This window comes from Mesorhizobium sp. M0292 (assembly GCF_040321695.1).
Lineage (GTDB): Bacteria > Pseudomonadota > Alphaproteobacteria > Rhizobiales > Rhizobiaceae > Mesorhizobium.
Map to the genome: position 1 here is coordinate 125266 of NZ_JAMYSB010000013.1, position 17068 is coordinate 142333.

Below are 17068 nucleotides of genomic sequence, written 5' to 3' on the forward strand. Positions count from 1 at the left end.
CGATTGCTGTAATGAACAATCTTTGACCTGCTTGCGATGTCGCCTCGCGTGCCGGCGTCTGGCGCGTAATGTTGATTTCATTTAGGTTTTTCGTTTCACTCAGAACTGGCACGGTTCCTGCTTTGAATTAGCCAGGCCCTTCGCGGGTCACGGAACAGGCGTCCAATGGCGGGCGCCACAGGCAAAGCTGCCGCTCAGGTCAACGACGCGATCCCGGATGTACGGACGCGCGAGGCCTGGACGGCGGCTTTTTTGTTTTGGGCCACTCGACGAAGCGTTCAACCGGAGATCACGATGAAAGAAAAAATAGGGAAATGGATCGGGACGGGAACATCGCTCAAGGATGTGACGCGCCGCGATTTTCTTGTCAGCAGCGCCATGACGGCCGGCCTGTTCGTGGCGGCCCGCAAGCTCTTCCCCTCGGGCGCCTATGCCGCCACGACCGCTCCGGAGGTCACCGGCGCCAAGCTCGGCTTCATCGCGCTGACCGACGCGGCGCCGCTGATGATCGCCAAGGAGAAGGGGCTGTTCGCCAAGTTCGGCATGCCCGACGTCGAGGTGCTCAAGCAGGCCTCCTGGGGCGCGACGCGCGACAATCTGATGCTCGGCGGCGAAGCCAACGGCATCGACGGCGCTCACATCCTGACGCCGCTGCCCTATCTCATGCACACCGGCAAGGTGACGCAGAACAACCAGCCGATGCCGATGGCTATCGTGGCGCGGCTCAACTACGACTGCCAGGGCATTTCGGTTGCGCAGGAATACGCCGGCACCGGTGTCGGCCTCGACGCCTCCAAGCTGAAGGACGCCTTCGCCGCCAAGAAGGCGGCCGGCAAGGAAATCAAGGCCGCCATGACGTTCCCGGGCGGCACCCATGATTTGTGGCTCCGTTACTGGCTGGCCGCCGGCGGCATCGATCCCGACAAGGACGTCTCGACCATTGTCGTGCCGCCGCCGCAGATGGTCGCCAACATGAAAGTCGGCAACATGGACGTGTTCTGCGTTGGCGAACCGTGGAACGAACAGCTCGTCCACCAGGGCGTTGGTTTCACCGCCGCCACCACCGGCGAACTGTGGAAGGGTCATCCCGAAAAGGCGCTCGGCCTCCGCGCCGAATTCATCGACAAATACCCTAACGCCACCAAGGCGATCGTGATGGCCGTCATGGAGGCCCAGCAATGGTGCGAGGCCACGGAGAACAAGGACGAGATGGCCGCCATCATCGGCAAGCGGCAATGGATGAACGTGCCTGTCGCCGACATTATCGGCCGCCTCAAGGGCGACATCAACTACGGCAACGGCCGCGTGGCCACCGGCACTGACCTCTACATGAAATTCTGGAAGGGTGGCGTTTCCTATCCCTACAAGAGCCACGACAGCTGGTTCCTCGCCGAAAACATCCGTTGGGGAAAATTCGGGCCGACCACCGACATCAAGACGCTGGTCGATCAGGTCAATCGCGAGGATATCTGGCGCGAGGCGGCGAAGGATCTCGGCGTTGCCGCAGCCGATATTCCGGCCTCGTCGTCGCGCGGCGTCGAGACCCTCTTCGACGGCAAGATTTTCGACCCGGCCAACCCGTCGGCCTATCTCGACAGCTTGAAGATCAAGGCATCGGCTTGACCTGCGCAAACGGCGCGTTGCGCCGTTTGTCGCCCCAGCGCAACGGCGCTTCGCCGTTGTCGCCCGCATCGACCCCGGAGTTATTGTCAGACATGTCCATCCAAGCCATTGAGGAAACCACGGTGAAGGCGTTCCCCGCCAAGCCTGCCGCGGTCATCGCTTTCACCGCCAAAGCGCGGCGCCGCTTCGACCCGATCGCGATCGCCGGCAGGCTGGCCACCGCCCTGGTGCCGCCGGTCATCGTTATCGCCTTCATGCTGGTCGTGTGGCAGATCGCCTGCTCGTCGCCGACCGCCAGCCTGCCGCCGCCCAGCCAGGTGTGGAACGAGGCTTATGATCTGATCGCGCATCCGTTCTTCAACAACGGCCCGCAGGATATCGGCCTTGCGTGGCGGGTGCTGATCTCTCTGCAACGCGTCGCCATCGGCTTCGGCCTGGCGGCGATCGTCGGCGTCGCGCTCGGCGCCCTGGTCGGCCAGTCGATCTGGGCCATGCGTGGCCTCGATCCGGTGTTCCAGATACTGCGCACCGTGCCGCCGCTGGCCTGGTTGCCGCTGTCGCTGGCTGCTTTCCGCGATTCCAGCCCGTCGGCGCTGTTCGTTATCTTCATCACCTCGATCTGGCCGATCATCATCAACACCGCCGTCGGCGTGCGCAACATTCCCGAAGACTACCGCAACGTCTCGCGCATCCTGCGGCTCAACCAGTTCGAATTTTTCGTCAAGATCATGGTTCCGGCGGCTGCACCTTACATCTTCACCGGCTTAAGGATCGGCATCGGCCTGTCCTGGCTCGCCATCGTCGCCGCCGAAATGCTGACCGGCGGCGTCGGCATCGGCTTCTTCATCTGGGACGCCTGGAACTCGTCGCGGCTGCCCGACATCATCGTCGCGCTCGCCTATATCGGCGTCACCGGCTTCTGCCTCGACCGCCTGGTCGCGGCAGTCGGCTCTTTCGTCACCCGCGGCACAACGGCAAAGTGAGGAGAAGGGCGATGACGGCCTATCTGAAGCTCGACCATATCGACAAATCCTTTGCCCGCGGCGGTCAGGTCAGCGAGGTGCTCAAGGACATCAGGCTGACCATCGACAAGGGCGAATTCGTCTCCATCATCGGCCATTCCGGCTGTGGCAAGTCGACCTTGCTCAATCTGATCGCCGGGCTGACCAAGGTTTCCGCCGGCGCCGTGCTGCTCGAAAACAAGGAGGTCGACAGCCCCGGACCCGAGCGCGCCGTGGTGTTTCAGAACCACAGCCTGCTGCCATGGCTCACCGTCTACGAAAACATCAGCCTGGCGGTATCGAAAGTCTTTGGTCGTTCCAAGAGCAGGACCGAACGGCATGACTGGATCATGCGCAATCTCGATCTCGTGCAGATGGCCCATGCCAAGGACAAGCGGCCGGCCGAGATATCGGGCGGCATGAAGCAGCGCGTCGGCATTGCCCGGGCGCTTGCCATGGAGCCGAAGATCCTGTTGCTCGACGAGCCGTTCGGAGCGCTCGACGCGCTGACGCGCGCCCATCTGCAGGATGCGGTGATGGACATCCATTCCCGGCTTGGCTCGACGACGATCATGATCACCCACGATGTCGACGAGGCGGTGCTGTTGTCCGACCGCATCGTCATGATGACCAACGGTCCAGCGGCGACCATCGGCGAGGTGCTGGCGGTGCCGCTGGCGCGGCCGCGTCGCCGCGTCGAACTCTCTTCCGACCGCACCTTTTTGCGCTGCCGCGAAGCGGTGCTGAAGTTCCTCTATGAACGTCATCGCTTCGTCGAAGCCGCGGAGTAACGCCATGACCGAAAAACTCGTCATCATCGGCAACGGTATGGCCCCTGGGCGCATGCTGGAGCATCTGCTCGAACAGGCGCCGGGCCGCTACACCGTGACCATCTTCAACGCCGAGCCGCGGGTGAACTACGACCGCATCATGCTGTCGCCGGTTCTCTCCGGCGAAAAGGCCTATGAGGAAATCATCATCCACGGCGACGGCTGGTACATCGCCAACAACATCACCCTCTACAAGGGTCACAAGATCGTCGCCATCGACCGGGCGGCCAAGACCGTCACCTCCGACCACGGCGTCACCGAGCCTTACGACAAGCTCGTCATCGCCACCGGATCGGTGCCCTTTATCATTCCGGTGCCCGGCCATGATCTGCCGGGGGTGCTGACCTATCGCGACCTCGACGATGTTCAGGCCATGATGCTTGCCGCCCAGTCGCGCGCCAAGGCCGTGGTCATCGGCGGCGGCCTGCTCGGGCTGGAGGCGGCAGCAGGTTTGAACGCCCAAGGCATGGACGTCACCGTGCTGCATGTCATGCCGACATTGATGGAGCGTCAGCTCGATCCAGCCGCCGGCTATCTCCTGCAGCGCGCGGTGGAACAGCGCGGCATCAAGGTCATCACCAAGGCCAACACCCAGGCGATCACCGGCAACGGCAAGGTCGGGCAGGTGGAGCTTGCCGACGGCACTATTATCCCGGCAACGCTGGTGGTGATGGCGGTCGGCATCCGGCCGAATGCGGCGCTGGCCAGAGAGGCCGGCATAGCCGTTAATCGTGGTATCGTCGTCGATGCCGGCATGCGCAGCAACGACCCCGACATCTACGCGCTCGGCGAATGCGCCGAGGTCAACGGCCAGGTTTACGGGCTGGTCGCGCCGCTCTACGAGATGGCGCGTGTTGCCGCGAGCCAGTTGGCCGGCAACGAGGCAGCGGCCTTCGTCCACATGGACACGCCGACCAAGCTCAAGGTCACAGGCATCGACCTGTTCTCGCTTGGCGACTTCGCCGAAGGCGAGGACCGCCAGGAGATCGTGCTGCGCGATGCCGCCGCCGGCGTCTACAAGCGCCTTGTCCTGAAAGACGACCGCATCATCGGCACCGTGCTTTATGGCGAGACGGCTGACGGCGCCTGGTTCAACGACCTCAAGAAGAAGCAGACCGACATATCGGAGATGCGCGACACGCTCATCTTCGGCCAGTCCTACCAGGGGGGTGCCCCGCTGGACCCTATGGCGGCCGTTGCAGCCTTGCCGGATGATGCGGAAATCTGCGGCTGCAACGGCGTTTGCAAGGGCAAGATCACCGGCGCGATCACGGCCAAGGGCCTGGCTTCGCTCGACGACGTGCGCGCCCACACCAAGGCATCGGCTTCCTGCGGTTCGTGCACCGGGCTGGTCGAGAAACTGATGGTGCTGACCATCGGCGACAAATACAACCCGGCCGCCGTGCAACCGATGTGCGGCTGCACCACGCTCGGCCATGACGAGGTGCGCCGGCTGATCATCGCCAAGAGCCTGAAGACCATTCCCGCCGTCATGCAGGAGCTGGAATGGACGACCTCCTGCGGCTGCGCAAAATGTCGGCCGGCGCTCAACTACTACCTCGTCTGCGACTGGCCGAACGATTACGCCGACGACTATCAGTCGCGCTTCATCAACGAACGCGTCCACGCCAACATCCAGAAGGACGGCACCTATTCGGTGGTGCCGCGCATGTGGGGCGGCGTCACCAACGCCGCCGAACTGCGCGCCATCGCCGACGTCGTCGACAAGTTCGAGATACCGATGGTCAAGGTCACCGGCGGCCAGCGCATCGACATGCTGGGCATCCGCAAGGAGGATCTGCCGGCGGTGTGGGCCGATCTCGGCCAGGCCGGCTTCGTCTCAGGCCATGCTTACGCCAAGGGCCTGCGCACGGTGAAGACCTGTGTCGGCTCCGACTGGTGCCGCTTCGGCACGCAGGATTCGACCGGCCTCGGCATTCGCATCGAGAAATTCATGTGGGGCTCGTGGACCCCGGCCAAGGTCAAAATGGCGGTATCGGGCTGTCCGCGCAACTGCGCCGAGGCGACCTGCAAGGATGTCGGCGTGATCTGTGTCGACAGTGGCTACGAGATCCATTTCGCCGGCGCCGCCGGGCTCGACATCAAGGGCACCGAAGTGCTTGGCCTGGTCAAGACCGAGGACGAGGCGCTGGAGCATATCGTGGCGCTGACGCAGATGTACCGCGAGCAGGGCCGCTATCTCGAGCGCATCTACAAATGGGCCAAGCGCATCGGCATCCCCGAGATCAAGCGCCAGATCATGGACGACGGCGCCAAGCGCAAGGCCTATTACGAACGCTTCGTCTTCAGCCAGAAATTCGCCCAGGTCGACCCGTGGTCGGAACGCGTCTCCGGCAAGGACAAGCACGAGTTCCGGCCAATGGCTTCTGTCGGGTTTGCGCAGGCTGCGGAGTGATTAAAATGGACTGGATCGCAATCGGCTCACTCTCCGACATCCCCCGCCGCGGAGCGCGCTGCATCGCTACACCCGAGGGTAAGATCGCCGTCTTCCGCACGCAGGACGATCAGGTCTACGCCATCGACGACCATTGCCCGCACAGAGGTGGGCCGCTGAGCCAAGGCATCGTCCACGGCACCGCCGTCACCTGCCCCTTGCACAATTGGGTCATCTCGCTGGAGACGGGCAAGGCGCTCGGCGCCGACGAGGGCGCAGTGCGCACCATTCCTGTGCGCATCGAGGGCGAGCACCTGTTCATTGCGCTGAAAGCGCTAGCCAGCCGCGCGGCCTGAAGCATGGAACTGGGCGAAGCGCGCGAGGTGAGGACCACCTGCCCCTATTGCGGGGTGGGTTGCGGCGTGCTGGCGAAAGTCGCCGCGGACGGTGAAGTCAGCGTCCGCGGCGATCCCAATCATCCAGCGAACTTCGGCCGGCTCTGCTCCAAGGGCTCGGCCCTGGCCGAAACCATCGACCTCGACGGCAGGCTGCTCTACCCCGAAATCCACGGTCGCCGTGCCGGCTGGGACGAGGCGCTCGACCGCGTCGCTTCGACCTTTTCGCAAACCATCGCCGAGCACGGTCCTGACTCCGTCGCCTTCTATGTCTCCGGCCAGTTGCTGACCGAAGACTACTATGTCGCCAACAAGCTGATGAAGGGCTTCATCGGCTCGGCCAACATCGACACCAATTCGCGGCTATGCATGGCCTCCTCGGTTGCCGGCCACCGCCGCGCCTTCGGCTCCGACACCGTGCCCGGCACCTACGAGGATCTCGAGCTCGCCGACCTGATCGTGCTGGTCGGCTCCAATCTCGCCTGGTGCCATCCCGTGCTCTTCCAGCGCATCGCGGCGGCCCGGGAAAAACGACCGGAGATGAAGGTCGTGCTGGTCGACCCGCGCCGCACCATGACCGCTGATATCGCCAACATTCACCTGGCGATCGCGCCGGATGGCGACGTTGCTTTGTTCACTGGTCTGCTCGCCTGGCTCGGCCAGCACAACGCACTCGACCGTGGCTATGTGACCGCACACACGACCGGCTTCGGCCAAGCTCTCTTCGCCGCATCGGCGCTCGACCTTGCCGGCATCGCCGCCGCCACCGGCCTGAGCGAGGACGAGCTCACCCGCTTCTACAACCTGTTCGCCGCGACTGCGAAAACCGTCACGGTCTACAGCCAGGGAGTGAACCAGTCGTCTTCGGGCACCGACAAGGTCAACGCCATCATCAACTGCCATCTCGCCACCGGCCGCATCGGCAAACCTGGGGCAGGGCCGTTTTCAGTGACCGGCCAGCCCAACGCCATGGGCGGCCGCGAGGTCGGCGGCATGGCCAATATGCTGGCCGCCCATATGGAGATCGAAAACCCCGAGCACCGCGACCGCGTGCAGCGTTTCTGGAATGCGCCGGCCGTCGCCCAAAAGCCCGGTCTGAAGGCGGTCGAGATGTTTCAGGCGGTGGCCGACGGGCGCATCAAGGCGCTGTGGATCATGGCCACCAACCCGGTCGATTCGATGCCGGATGCCGATGCCGTCGAGGCAGCGATCAAGGCCTGCCCGTTTGTCGCGGTTTCGGATGTGCTGGCGAGCACGGACACCGTGCGCCACGGCCATGTGCGGCTGCCCGCCGCCGCATGGGGCGAGAAGGACGGCACCGTGACCAATTCAGAGCGCCGCATCTCGCGCCAGCGCAGCTTTCTTGCGGTGCCTGGTGAGGCGCGGCCGGATTGGTTGATCGTCGCCGAGGTGGGCAAGCGGATGGGGTTTGACGAGGCGTTTTCCTATTCGTCGCCAGCGGAAATCTTCGCCGAACACGCCGCGCTGTCGGGGTTCGAGAATGACGGCGCACGGGATTTCGATATTGGTGGTTATGCTGGTGTTGATAAGGAGGCCTATGCAGCGCTTGAGCCTTTCCAATGGCCGGCGCCGAGCCCAGCCATCCCCCTCTGGCCTGCCGGCCATCTCCCCCGCAAGGGGGGAGATCAGCCGTCGCCTCGGCCTTCGCCAATTTCCAACGATGCAGAAGATATGCCGGCGTCAAAGCTGCCAATCTCCCCCCTTGCGGGGGAGATGTCCGGCAGGACAGAGGGGGGTGTTCAAGCGGGACTTGACCCTTCCAACACCCGCTTCTTCGCCAACGGCAATTTCTACAATCCCGACCGCAAGGCCCGCTTCATCGCCATTCGTCCCATCGTCGAGACACGCACCAGCCCGGACTATCCGCTGATCCTCAACACCGGCCGTGTTCGCGACCATTGGCACACGATGACCCGCACTGGGAAAAGCCCACGTCTCTCCCAGCACATGGCCGAGCCCTTCGTCGAGATCCACCCGGCGGATGCCACGCATCACGGCATTGGCGACGCCGACATCGTGCGCGTCTCCAGCCCGCGCGGCGATGTGCTGGTGCGCGCGCTGGTGACGGCACGCCAGCGCCAGGGCAGCGTGTTTGCGCCGATGCACTGGACTGACCAGTTTTCGGCAAAAGGCCGGCTCGACACGCTGACCGCGCCTCTGACCGATCCGGTTTCCGGTCAGCCTGGGCTGAAACATGTCGGCGCCCGCATCGAGAAGTTCGCCGCGAGAGCCTTCGGCTTCGCCGTGGTGCGCCGCAAGCCGGTGGCGGTCGCAGCAGATTACTGGGCCGTGGCCAAATGCAAGGGCGGCTGGCGGGTGGAGCTTGCCTTTGCTGACGACGACATCGACTGGGCTGGTTTTGCTGGTTCGCTTTTCGATGTTCCCGTAGCCGATACGCTCGCTTATCACGACCGCGATACCGGCCAGCATCGTATTGCTGCCTTCGACGACCAGCACCTCGCCGGGGCTTTGTTTATCGCGTCGGGACCGGTGGCGGTTTCGCGGGGTTGGGCGGCACAGCAACTCCAGGAGGTTCACACCAGCCAGCGCGAACGCTTCAGGATCGTCGCCGGTCGCGCCGGCGCCGATCGGCCCGATGCGGGCGCGACCGTCTGCTCCTGTTTCAGCGTCGGGGTCAACCAGATCGCGGCGGCAGTGGCAGCCGGGTGCGCGACAGTCGAAGCCATAGGCGGCGCCCTGAAGGCCGGCACCAATTGCGGCTCCTGCCGGTCCGAGATCCGGGCGGTCATCCAGGCCAATCGGGTTCAGGCTGCGGAGTAGATGCGGCTGGATGGGGAGGGGATCTGATTATATCCTCTTGGGCCACCACGGTCATCGATTGCGGAAGGTGTGGCGGTCCTTTTCGGGTCGCTGTGAGCGCGCCGGCAGGAGGATCACCTGGCTTGGCTGTCTAATCCAGCCGGTCGCGCAGGATGCTCCAGGGGAGCAGCATATTCGGTGCATAGCGCACGAGGTTGTGCAGCGGGATCGGCGCTGGCGGTGCGAAGGGGAGCGGCAGATATCGGGCGTCCGTTCCGCTCGCCCAGTCCGCCAGCACTCTGCCCATTACCGTGGTCATGGCGATGCCGCGGCCGTTGCAGGCGAAGCCGGCGATCAGGCCCGGGCCGAGGTCGATGAGGCGCGGCAGGAAATCCGGCACCACCGCCGCCACGCCTGTCCAGCTGTAGGCAAGCGGCGGCAGGTCAGGCAAATCGAGATGCCTGGCGAGCCGTCGCCAGATCGTTTGCGGCATGCGCGTCTCAGCGCCGGCTCCGACGACATGCATGCCGCCGCTGATCAGCCGGTTCTGGCCATCGAAGCGGCACGTGAACAGGTTTCGCCTGGTGTCGCCGACGCCCTGGCCGCCGGGCAGCAGGCGCGCGCGTATGGCCCGGGACAGCGGCGCAGTGGCGATCTGGAAGACTTTCAGCGGGATATAGGTCCGCGCCAGTGTCCGGTTCAGTGCCCCGCCATAGGCGTTGGTGGCGATCACCACCTTGCCCGCACGCACGGCGCCGGATGCGGTCGTCAAGGTCCAGCCATCCGCAGCGCGGTCGATGGAAGCGACGCGCGTCTGCTCGAAGATCCGCGCGCCGGCTTTTTCGGCGGCATCGGCCAGGCCGCGCGCATACTCGACCGGATTGAGGACGCCGCCCGAGTTATCCATCCAACCGCCGGCGTAGCCGCCGATACCGGTGAGCGTCGTGACCGCCATGGCATCGAGCGCAACGGTCGGCCTGCCCCGCGCCGCCCATTGCTCGGCGCGCGATCGCGTCTTTTCCAGCGCGGCGGACGAATGCGCCGGCTGGATCCAACCATTCTGCACAGCGTCGCATTCGATGCCGTGCCTCTTGATCAGGCCGAAGACGAGATCAGCGCTGCCGGCGGCGAAGTCAACCAGGCGCCCGCCGCGCTCGGGTCCGAGTTCGGTGATGATGTCGTCTGGATCCCGCTTGGCGAAGTTCGGAACGACGAAGCCGGCATTCCGGCCGGTCGCACCCCAAGCGATGAATTCGGCTTCGAGGACCGCGACCGAAAGCCCTTTCTCAGAGGCATGCAATGCCGTCGACAGGCCGGAAAAGCCGCCGCCCACAATCGCGAGATCGACGTCGAGTCCGCCTTGCAGCGCGCCCCGGTCGCGGCGGTTGCGGCTGACGGCATGCCAGAGCGAAACGCCATACGCTTGCTGCCGGATCATGGCATTCATGATCCGGCCTCGTTCTCGTTGGCCGCCGCCTTTGTCTGTGTGCCGGGCTTCGGTCGGCGCGGCCGGTCGCCGAACAATCCGTTAGGCCGGATCAGCAGGATGACGCAGAGCATGACGCCGATGGCGACGATCTGCAGTGAGGCCGCGCGTGCTTGCTGCTCGGGCGCAAACAGCACGCTGGTCAGCGTGCCCGACCCCGCCCATATCGTCCAGACCAGGATGCTGCCGGCAACGGCGCCGGCATTGCTGCCCGAGCCGCCGACGATCAGCATCACCCAGACCTGGAAGGTCAGGATCGGCAGATAGTTATCGGGCGCGATGAAGCCGGTGAAATGCGCCTGCAAAGCGCCGGCCAGCGCCATGATAGCGCCGCCGACGGCGAAGGCCTGGACGCGGTAGAAGCGCGCGCTCTTGCCCAGCGAAATCGCCGCTCGCTCGTCCTCGCGCAGCGCCTTGAGCACGCGGCCCCAGGGGCTGCGCGACAGGTGCTCCAGAGCGAGATAGGCGATCAGCGTCACAGCCGAAACGACGGCGAGGTTCGACAGGTTGAACAGCAGCGGCGTTTCGGCAAGGCCGCCGAACGGGCGCGGGATGAAACCGATGCCGAACGGGCCGCCGGTGAGTTTCTGCGCGTTGAGCGCGACCAGCTGCACGACGACGGCGACGCCGAAGGTGGTGATCGCCAGGTAGTCGGATCGCAGACGCAGCGTGGCCATGCCGGTAAGTGCTGCGGCGATACCGCCGACGACCATGGCGCCCGCCCAGCCGACCAGGATCGGCAGACCGAAGCCGCCGAAGCGCGCGGCATCGTCCGGGGTCGTCAGCAGCGCCGATGTATAGGCGCCGATGGCGACGAATCCGGCAAGGCCGACATTGAAAAGGCCAGTCAGCCCCCACTGCAGATTGAGCCCCAGTGTGACCAGCGAAAAGATCAGTGCGGTGGTCAGGAAGAAGGCGCCGTAGCCGAGCAGGTCCATCAGCGTTCCCTCACACCAAACAGGCCGATCGGCCGAACGAACAGCACCGCCATCAGGATGATGAAGGAGATTGCGGCGCGCCATTCGGCGCCGATCAGCTGCACCGCACCGGCTTCGGCAAGACCGATGATCAAGCCGCCGAGCACAGCGCCCGGAATGCTGCCGATGCCGCCGAGGATGGCTGCTGCAAACATCGGCAGCAGCATGTCGAAGCCCATGAACGGGCGGATCTGCACCAGAATGCCGATCATCACGCCGGCCACGCAGGCCAGCGCCCCGCCGATGATCCAGGTGACACGCACAACGGAGGCAACATCGATACCGACGATGCGGGCCAGCGCTGCATTCTGGCTCAGCGCCTGCATGGAGCGGCCGGTCTGCGTGCGTGTCATCAACAGATGCACGCCGAGCACCAGCACGGCGGTCAGCAGCAGAAGCGCGATCTGATCGGGCGTGATGCGGATGCCGAAGCCGACCGGCATGGCGATCTGGATCGCGCGGCTGAAATAGGTCGGCCGTGAGCTGAAGGTGAATTCGAGCAGGCTGCGCAGCGCCATCGAGGCGCCGAAGCTCGCCATCACCACGATGATGGCTTGCCCCTGCGAGCGAAGCCGCGAAAACAGCACCTTGTCGAGCAACAGCGCCAGCAGGGCGGTGAAAGTCATGCCGACAACCAGCGCAACCAGCAGCGGCCAGCCGAAAGACAGCGGTCCAATGGGCGCCACCTTGCCGAACATCGCGCCGATGGCGCTGACGACGGCGAGCGTCGCATAGGTGCCCCAGGCCATGAAGTCGCCATGGGCAAAATTCGAGAAGCGCAGGATCGAATAGGTCAGCGTCACGCCGATGGCGCCAAGTCCGATCATCGAGCCGGTCAGCAACCCATCGACGACAAATTGCAGGCTCATGCCGCGCCTTCCTTGCCGGCGTGAGACGGGCGTTGGCCGAGATAGAGTTCGGCGACGACAGGATCGTTCCACAATTCGGACGCCACACCCTCGTGCCGGTCCTTGCCTTCGACCAGCACATAGGCGCGGTCGCCGATGGCCAGCGCTGCCTTGGCGTTCTGTTCGACCAGCAGGATGGTGACGCCGGACCTGCGGATGCCGGCCAGCATCTCGAACACCATCGATACGAATTTCGGCGACAGGCCGGCCGACGGCTCGTCGAGCAGCAGCACCTTGGGATGGACGATCAGCGCACGTGCGACGGCGAGCATCTGCCGCTGTCCGCCCGACAGATTGCCGGCGGCGGTGCGGCGCTGGCGGACGAGGTCGGGGAAGGCCGCATACATTTCCTCGATGCGGGCAGGGATTTCGCGTCGCTCGAGGATGCCGCAGGCGACCTTCAGATTGTCCTCGACCGACATCAGCGGGAAGATGTTCTCCGTCTGCGGTACGAAGGCCAGGCCGAGCCGAACCATGGTGTGCGCGGGAGCGGCGGTGATGTCCTTGCCGTCCAGAAATACGGTGCCGCCGGTGATCGGGACAAGGCCGGCGATCGCCTTGATGAAGCTCGACTTGCCGGCGCCGTTGGGACCGAGCACGACGACGATCTCGCCCTTGCCGACGGTGATCGAGGCGCCGCGCACGATCGGCACGCCAAGCTCATAGCCGGCTTCGAGGTTGCGCACGTCGAGGACGGTCTCGTTCATGTGGCGCCCCCGAGATAAGCCTCGATGACGCGCGGGTCGCGGGCGACTTCCTCTGCCGTGCCTTCGCTGAGCAACTGGCCGCTCGCCATGACCAGCACGCGGTGGCAGAGCCGCGTCACCATGTCGATATTGTGCTCGATCAGCAGAAAGGTGATGCCGTGCGCGTTGATGTCGCGGATGCGGTCGATGATGATCTCGAGCAGCGTCGCGTTGACGCCGGCGGCCGGTTCGTCGAGCAGGATGATCGCCGGATCGGCCATCATGACGCGGGCGAGTTCGAGCAGCTTGCGCTGGCCGCCGGAAAGCACGCGTGCCGGCTCGTGCGCGAGATGGGTGAGAGTGACCAAATCCAGCAGCTCGAGTGCCTTTGCCCTGGCTGCTCTTTCCTGTGCCGCCACTCGCCACGGCGTGACGAAGTTGGCGAGCAATTTTTCGCCGGCTTGGCCCTGCGCCGCCAGCATGATGTTTTCGATCAGCGTCAGATTGGGCAGGGGGCGCGGGATCTGGAAGGTGCGGCCAAGACCACGGCCGATACGCAGATGAGCGGCTTCGCCGGAGACGCGCGTGCCATTGAGCAGGATATCGCCGCTGGTTGGCAATATGCTGCCCGCCAACAGATCGAACATCGTCGTCTTGCCGGCGCCATTCGGCCCGATCAGGCCGAGGATTTCGCCCGCTTTGACATCAAACGAGACATCGTTGACGGCGACAAGGCCGCCAAAACGCCTGACGACGTTTCGTGCCGTCAGAACTGGCGCACGGGTCTCCTGCCCTTGGCGCTCCGCTGCATCGCTCATCAAACCCTCTGGCCGAAGACGATCGTTGTCGCCTCCTGATTTTTGATTTGTGATCACACTTGCTTTGATCACGCTATTCGGCTTTAATTTCATTCGCAAGCCGAAAACGGGGCAAATGCCGGTAATGCAGAAGGCTGCCATCGAAAAGAACAACGAGACGATCGCAGCCCAGCTTACGCCGGTCGGCCGCGAGACGGTGCAGGATCGCGTCTATTCCGAGTTGCGCCGTGCTCTGATCGGTGGCCTTTTCGAGCCAAACCAGGTGCTGACCATCCGTGGTCTTGCCGATGCGCTGGTCACCTCGACCATGCCGGTACGCGAAGCGCTCGGCCGGCTGATCACGGAAAAGGCGCTGGAGGCGCTGCCCAACCGTTCCGTGCGCGTGCCGCCGATCACGCTGGAGCGCATCGACGACCTCCTGCGTGCCCGCTCCCTCATCGAAGGCGAAGCGATAGCGCTTGCCGCCAGGCGCATGAGCCCGCGCCAGATCGCATCGATCGAAGCCATGCTGGGCGAGTGGGACGAGATGCGGGCCCTGAAGCACAAGAAGGATATCGATCGCGAAGCGACGCTCAACCAGAGCTTCCATTTTGAGATCTACCGCTGCTGCGGCTCGGCTGTGCTGATCCCGATGATCGAAAGCCTCTGGCTTCAATCGGGTCCCTGCATCCGCGTCGCCATCTATGCCTTCTCCGAGGCAGGCGAGGTTGATACCGCCCACTATCATCGTCGAATTGTCGCGGCACTTGCCAAACAGGATGCGCAAGCGGCGCGCGAGGCGCTGGTAGCCGACATCAGCCGCCCCTTCGCCTTCCTGCGCGACAAACTTCAATCGGCGAAGGACTGACATGCCCAAGCCCGCCATCGGCATCACAGAACCACGCTCGAAGCTTTCCGTGACGGCGCTGCTATTGCCCGAAAAGGCGCCGGAGAATGCCGCCTTCCTGCTGGCGTATCTGGCGCAGCCACGCATCATCCCAGGCATCCATGCGATGTGGACAGGACCGGAAATCTCGTGCCCGGTTCCGTCAGCCGATCTCCACGGCCAGGCCTATGCCCAGTCTTTGCCACCGGAGAATGCAACGGTGACGCCGCAGCCCGGCGATATCGTGCTGTCCTATGTGCCGCCACGCGTGTGGGGCGGCAATCCCAATGCCATCTTCGATATCGGCCTGTACTACGGGCAGGGGGCGCGGCTGCTGTTCCCGATCGGCTGGCTGGCCGGCAGCGTGGTCGCGCAAGTGCTTGCCGGAGAGCGCGATCAGTTTGCCGCCGCCTGCGGCGTCATCCGCCGCAACGGCGCCTGTGACATCACCTTCAGCCTGGTGGAGGCCTGAATGGCCGACGACAGTTTCGAACTCTTCGATCTGCGCGTCGAAGCGGTCATCCCCGAGGGCAAGCCGGTCTATTGCGGCGCCAGGGCCGGCGACTATTTCGAACTCAAGGGCGAAATGCTCTCGCTGCCGGCAGGGCAGGGTTTTTCGATCTATTCGATCTCGGCCGTGTTGCCGCTCCTGGCGGCAAAGCAGCGCCCGACGCATGCAAATGACTGGATGACCTCGGATGCCGAGATCGCCTGTCCCGATCCCAATTGCGCCAGCCGGCTCCGCATCGTCAGGCTTGCCAAGCGGCGGTTCAGCCATGCCGAAACCACGGCCGTGCCGCTGCCGAAGGAGACCGACAAGGGATGACCGCCAGGACCATCGAACTCAGCCCCGGCTATGGGATCTCGCGAGTCATCCGCGGTGGCTGGCAGCTGGCCGGCGGGCATGGCGCCGTCGACCGCAGCCAGGCGGTGACCGACCTCATCGCCACTTTCGATGCCGGCATCTGGACCTATGACTGCGCCGACATCTACACCGGCGTCGAGGAACTGATCGGCGCCGCGCGCCTGCGGCTGGCCGGCGAGCGCGGTCTCGATGTCGCGGCCAGGATGAAGGTGCACACCAAGCTGGTGCCGGACCTCGAACGACTGGCAGGCATCAGCCGCGACTACATCAGGGGCATCGTCGATCAGTCGCTTCGCAGGCTCAAGACCGAGCGGATCGACCTCGTGCAGTTTCACTGGTGGGATTATGACCAGCCTCGTTACGTCGAGGCGATGGGTTGGCTCGACGAGCTTCGGCTGGAAGGCAAGGTGCGCAATCTCGGCACCACCAATTTCGATACGCCGAGGCTAGCCGAAATCCTCTCCGCGGGCATCCCGCTGGTCAGCCAGCAACTGCAATATTCAGTGCTCGACCAGCGGCCGGCAAACAGCCTTGCGGACCTTGCCGCTAAGAACGGTGTCCGCTTCCTCTGCTACGGCTCGGTGGCGGGCGGCTTCCTCAGCGACAAATGGCTTGGCGTGGCCGAGCCCTCCACGCCGCTCGAAAACCGCTCGCTGGTCAAATACAAGCTGATCATCGACGACTTCGGCGGCTGGGAGCTGTTCCAGTCCCTGCTCAAGGCGCTGAAAGCGGTCGGCGATCGCCACGGCGTCGACATCGCCACCATCGCCTCGGCATGGGTGCTCGAGCAGCCGCAGGTCGCGGCCGTCATTGTGGGTGCGCGCAACCAGGCACATGCGCTGGCCAATACGAAAATCATGGACGTCGCGCTCGACGCCGACGATCGCGCGCGGATTGCTGCCGCCATCGCACAAGGCACCGGCCTCGCGGGCGATGTCTACGCGCTGGAGCGCGACCGTCATGGCCGCCACGGCTCGATCATGCATTACAACCTCAATGCGGGGAAGAAATGAGCGGAGAGCCTTCCCTTTTTTCGCGTGCCAGCGCTGAAATCATCGACCTGCATCGCTTCTTCGTCGACTGGTTTGTCGCCGCGCGAGCCGACGCTGTGGAGTTCGGCCGCTTCGAGGCTGTCATGGGCGAAGGCCTCACCATGGTGGCGCCGAATGGCCAGATCCTCGATCGCGACGCGGTCGTAGATCATGTCCGGACAAGCCGCGCCACTTGCGACGACGGTTTTGCCATATCGATCGAGGACATCAGGCCGGGTTGGCAGGACGCGGACACGATCGTCATCTTCTACATCGAGGCGCAACTGCGCGCCGGCAAACACAGTCGCCGGCAGTCCAGTGCGGTCTTCACCACCAGTTCATCGGCACCAAACGGCGTCGAATGGCGGCATCTGCATGAGACCTGGCTGCAGGCGCCGGAAGGCTGA

General features: G+C 64.4%; 16 protein-coding genes. 11 read left to right on the forward strand and 5 right to left on the reverse strand.

The features are described from left to right. The first annotated feature begins 294 nt into the window (after positions 1 to 294). The 6 genes from NKI96_RS20725 to NKI96_RS20750 all read left to right on the forward strand — a co-directional run bounded on the left by NKI96_RS20725 (position 295) and on the right by NKI96_RS20750 (position 9046). Positions 295 to 1623 (forward strand): CmpA/NrtA family ABC transporter substrate-binding protein, encoded by a 1329-nt coding sequence (locus tag NKI96_RS20725; protein ID WP_031197901.1) that lies wholly within the window; start codon positions 295 to 297, stop codon positions 1621 to 1623. Positions 1624 to 1715: 92 nt separating this feature from the next. Then, positions 1716 to 2606: a nitrate ABC transporter permease gene (ntrB, locus tag NKI96_RS20730; RefSeq protein ID WP_023692255.1), complete on the forward strand. Its 891-nt coding sequence runs from the start codon at positions 1716 to 1718 to the stop codon at positions 2604 to 2606. Between the two features lie 11 nt (positions 2607 to 2617). Further along, on the forward strand, positions 2618 to 3415 hold the full coding sequence (locus tag NKI96_RS20735) for an ABC transporter ATP-binding protein (RefSeq protein WP_023682696.1): 798 nt from the start codon (positions 2618 to 2620) through the stop codon (positions 3413 to 3415). Between the two features lie 4 nt (positions 3416 to 3419). Next, positions 3420 to 5870 (forward strand): nitrite reductase large subunit NirB, encoded by a 2451-nt coding sequence (gene nirB / locus NKI96_RS20740; protein WP_023692254.1) that lies wholly within the window; start codon positions 3420 to 3422, stop codon positions 5868 to 5870. 5 nt (positions 5871 to 5875) lie between these two features. Then, positions 5876 to 6205 (forward strand): nitrite reductase small subunit NirD, encoded by a 330-nt coding sequence (nirD, locus tag NKI96_RS20745; protein WP_023692253.1) that lies wholly within the window; start codon positions 5876 to 5878, stop codon positions 6203 to 6205. Between the two features lie 3 nt (positions 6206 to 6208). Beyond that, on the forward strand, positions 6209 to 9046 hold the full coding sequence (locus NKI96_RS20750; RefSeq protein ID WP_023692252.1) for a nitrate reductase: 2838 nt from the start codon (positions 6209 to 6211) through the stop codon (positions 9044 to 9046). 130 nt (positions 9047 to 9176) lie between these two features. Here the strand turns inward: NKI96_RS20750 and NKI96_RS20755 are convergent, their stop codons facing one another. The 5 genes from NKI96_RS20755 to NKI96_RS20775 are packed head-to-tail and all read right to left on the reverse strand — an operon-like array spanning position 9177 to position 13900. Next, entirely contained in the window at positions 9177 to 10472 is a 1296-nt protein-coding gene (locus NKI96_RS20755; RefSeq protein ID WP_023692251.1) for an NAD(P)/FAD-dependent oxidoreductase, read from the reverse strand. Further along, the gene (locus NKI96_RS20760; RefSeq protein ID WP_352805897.1) at positions 10469 to 11452 is read right to left on the reverse strand and encodes a branched-chain amino acid ABC transporter permease; all 984 of its coding nucleotides are present in this window, start codon (positions 11450 to 11452) and stop codon (positions 10469 to 10471) included. The genes NKI96_RS20755 and NKI96_RS20760 overlap by 4 nt, the downstream gene beginning before the upstream one ends. Continuing rightward, positions 11449 to 12357, reverse strand: a complete 909-nt coding sequence (locus NKI96_RS20765) for a branched-chain amino acid ABC transporter permease (protein WP_023745643.1) — start codon at positions 12355 to 12357, stop codon at positions 11449 to 11451. Before NKI96_RS20765 ends, NKI96_RS20760 begins: the two co-directional genes overlap by 4 nt. Continuing rightward, positions 12354 to 13103 (reverse strand): branched-chain amino acid ABC transporter ATP-binding protein, encoded by a 750-nt coding sequence (locus NKI96_RS20770; protein WP_023692249.1) that lies wholly within the window; start codon positions 13101 to 13103, stop codon positions 12354 to 12356. The genes NKI96_RS20765 and NKI96_RS20770 overlap by 4 nt, the downstream gene beginning before the upstream one ends. Further along, positions 13100 to 13900 carry an ABC transporter ATP-binding protein gene (locus tag NKI96_RS20775; protein ID WP_023692248.1) on the reverse strand — a complete coding sequence of 267 codons (801 nt, stop codon included), beginning with the start codon at positions 13898 to 13900 and terminating at the stop codon, positions 13100 to 13102. Before NKI96_RS20775 ends, NKI96_RS20770 begins: the two co-directional genes overlap by 4 nt. Positions 13901 to 14024: 124 nt before the next feature. On the opposite strand from NKI96_RS20775, the gene NKI96_RS20780 reads away from it, so the two are divergent. The 5 genes from NKI96_RS20780 to NKI96_RS20800 are packed head-to-tail and all read left to right on the forward strand — an operon-like array spanning position 14025 to position 17068. Next, entirely contained in the window at positions 14025 to 14747 is a 723-nt protein-coding gene (locus tag NKI96_RS20780; protein ID WP_023686960.1) for a GntR family transcriptional regulator, read from the forward strand. Position 14748: 1 nt separating this feature from the next. Continuing rightward, positions 14749 to 15237, forward strand: coding sequence for a DUF3830 family protein (locus NKI96_RS20785; protein ID WP_023692247.1), 489 nt, complete (start codon positions 14749 to 14751; stop codon positions 15235 to 15237). Continuing rightward, on the forward strand, positions 15238 to 15591 hold the full coding sequence (locus NKI96_RS20790; RefSeq protein WP_023667858.1) for a TIGR04076 family protein: 354 nt from the start codon (positions 15238 to 15240) through the stop codon (positions 15589 to 15591). Further along, a complete protein-coding gene (locus NKI96_RS20795; RefSeq protein ID WP_352805861.1) occupies positions 15588 to 16643 on the forward strand; it encodes an aldo/keto reductase in 1056 nt (351 codons plus the stop codon). Before NKI96_RS20790 ends, NKI96_RS20795 begins: the two co-directional genes overlap by 4 nt. After that, positions 16640 to 17068: a hypothetical protein gene (locus NKI96_RS20800; RefSeq protein WP_023667860.1), complete on the forward strand. Its 429-nt coding sequence runs from the start codon at positions 16640 to 16642 to the stop codon at positions 17066 to 17068. Before NKI96_RS20795 ends, NKI96_RS20800 begins: the two co-directional genes overlap by 4 nt.

Excerpts from the sequence above, each read along its gene's own strand:
- NKI96_RS20765 (WP_023745643.1), bottom strand. The coding sequence starts at position 12,357 with ATGAGCCTGCAATTTGTCGTCGATGGGTTGCTGACCGGCTCGATGATC.
- NKI96_RS20785 (WP_023692247.1), top strand. The coding sequence starts at position 14,749 with ATGCCCAAGCCCGCCATCGGCATCACAGAACCACGCTCGAAGCTTTCC.
- NKI96_RS20800 (WP_023667860.1), top strand. The coding sequence starts at position 16,640 with ATGAGCGGAGAGCCTTCCCTTTTTTCGCGTGCCAGCGCTGAAATCATC.
- NKI96_RS20750 (WP_023692252.1), top strand. The coding sequence starts at position 6,209 with ATGGAACTGGGCGAAGCGCGCGAGGTGAGGACCACCTGCCCCTATTGC.
- NKI96_RS20795 (WP_352805861.1), top strand. The coding sequence starts at position 15,588 with ATGACCGCCAGGACCATCGAACTCAGCCCCGGCTATGGGATCTCGCGA.
- NKI96_RS20770 (WP_023692249.1), bottom strand. The coding sequence starts at position 13,103 with ATGAACGAGACCGTCCTCGACGTGCGCAACCTCGAAGCCGGCTATGAG.
- NKI96_RS20780 (WP_023686960.1), top strand. The coding sequence starts at position 14,025 with ATGCAGAAGGCTGCCATCGAAAAGAACAACGAGACGATCGCAGCCCAG.
- NKI96_RS20775 (WP_023692248.1), bottom strand. The coding sequence starts at position 13,900 with ATGAGCGATGCAGCGGAGCGCCAAGGGCAGGAGACCCGTGCGCCAGTT.
- NKI96_RS20735 (WP_023682696.1), top strand. The coding sequence starts at position 2,618 with ATGACGGCCTATCTGAAGCTCGACCATATCGACAAATCCTTTGCCCGC.
- NKI96_RS20725 (WP_031197901.1), top strand. The coding sequence starts at position 295 with ATGAAAGAAAAAATAGGGAAATGGATCGGGACGGGAACATCGCTCAAG.
- NKI96_RS20790 (WP_023667858.1), top strand. The coding sequence starts at position 15,238 with ATGGCCGACGACAGTTTCGAACTCTTCGATCTGCGCGTCGAAGCGGTC.
- nirD (WP_023692253.1), top strand. The coding sequence starts at position 5,876 with ATGGACTGGATCGCAATCGGCTCACTCTCCGACATCCCCCGCCGCGGA.
- NKI96_RS20755 (WP_023692251.1), bottom strand. The coding sequence starts at position 10,472 with ATGAATGCCATGATCCGGCAGCAAGCGTATGGCGTTTCGCTCTGGCAT.
- ntrB (WP_023692255.1), top strand. The coding sequence starts at position 1,716 with ATGTCCATCCAAGCCATTGAGGAAACCACGGTGAAGGCGTTCCCCGCC.
- nirB (WP_023692254.1), top strand. The coding sequence starts at position 3,420 with ATGACCGAAAAACTCGTCATCATCGGCAACGGTATGGCCCCTGGGCGC.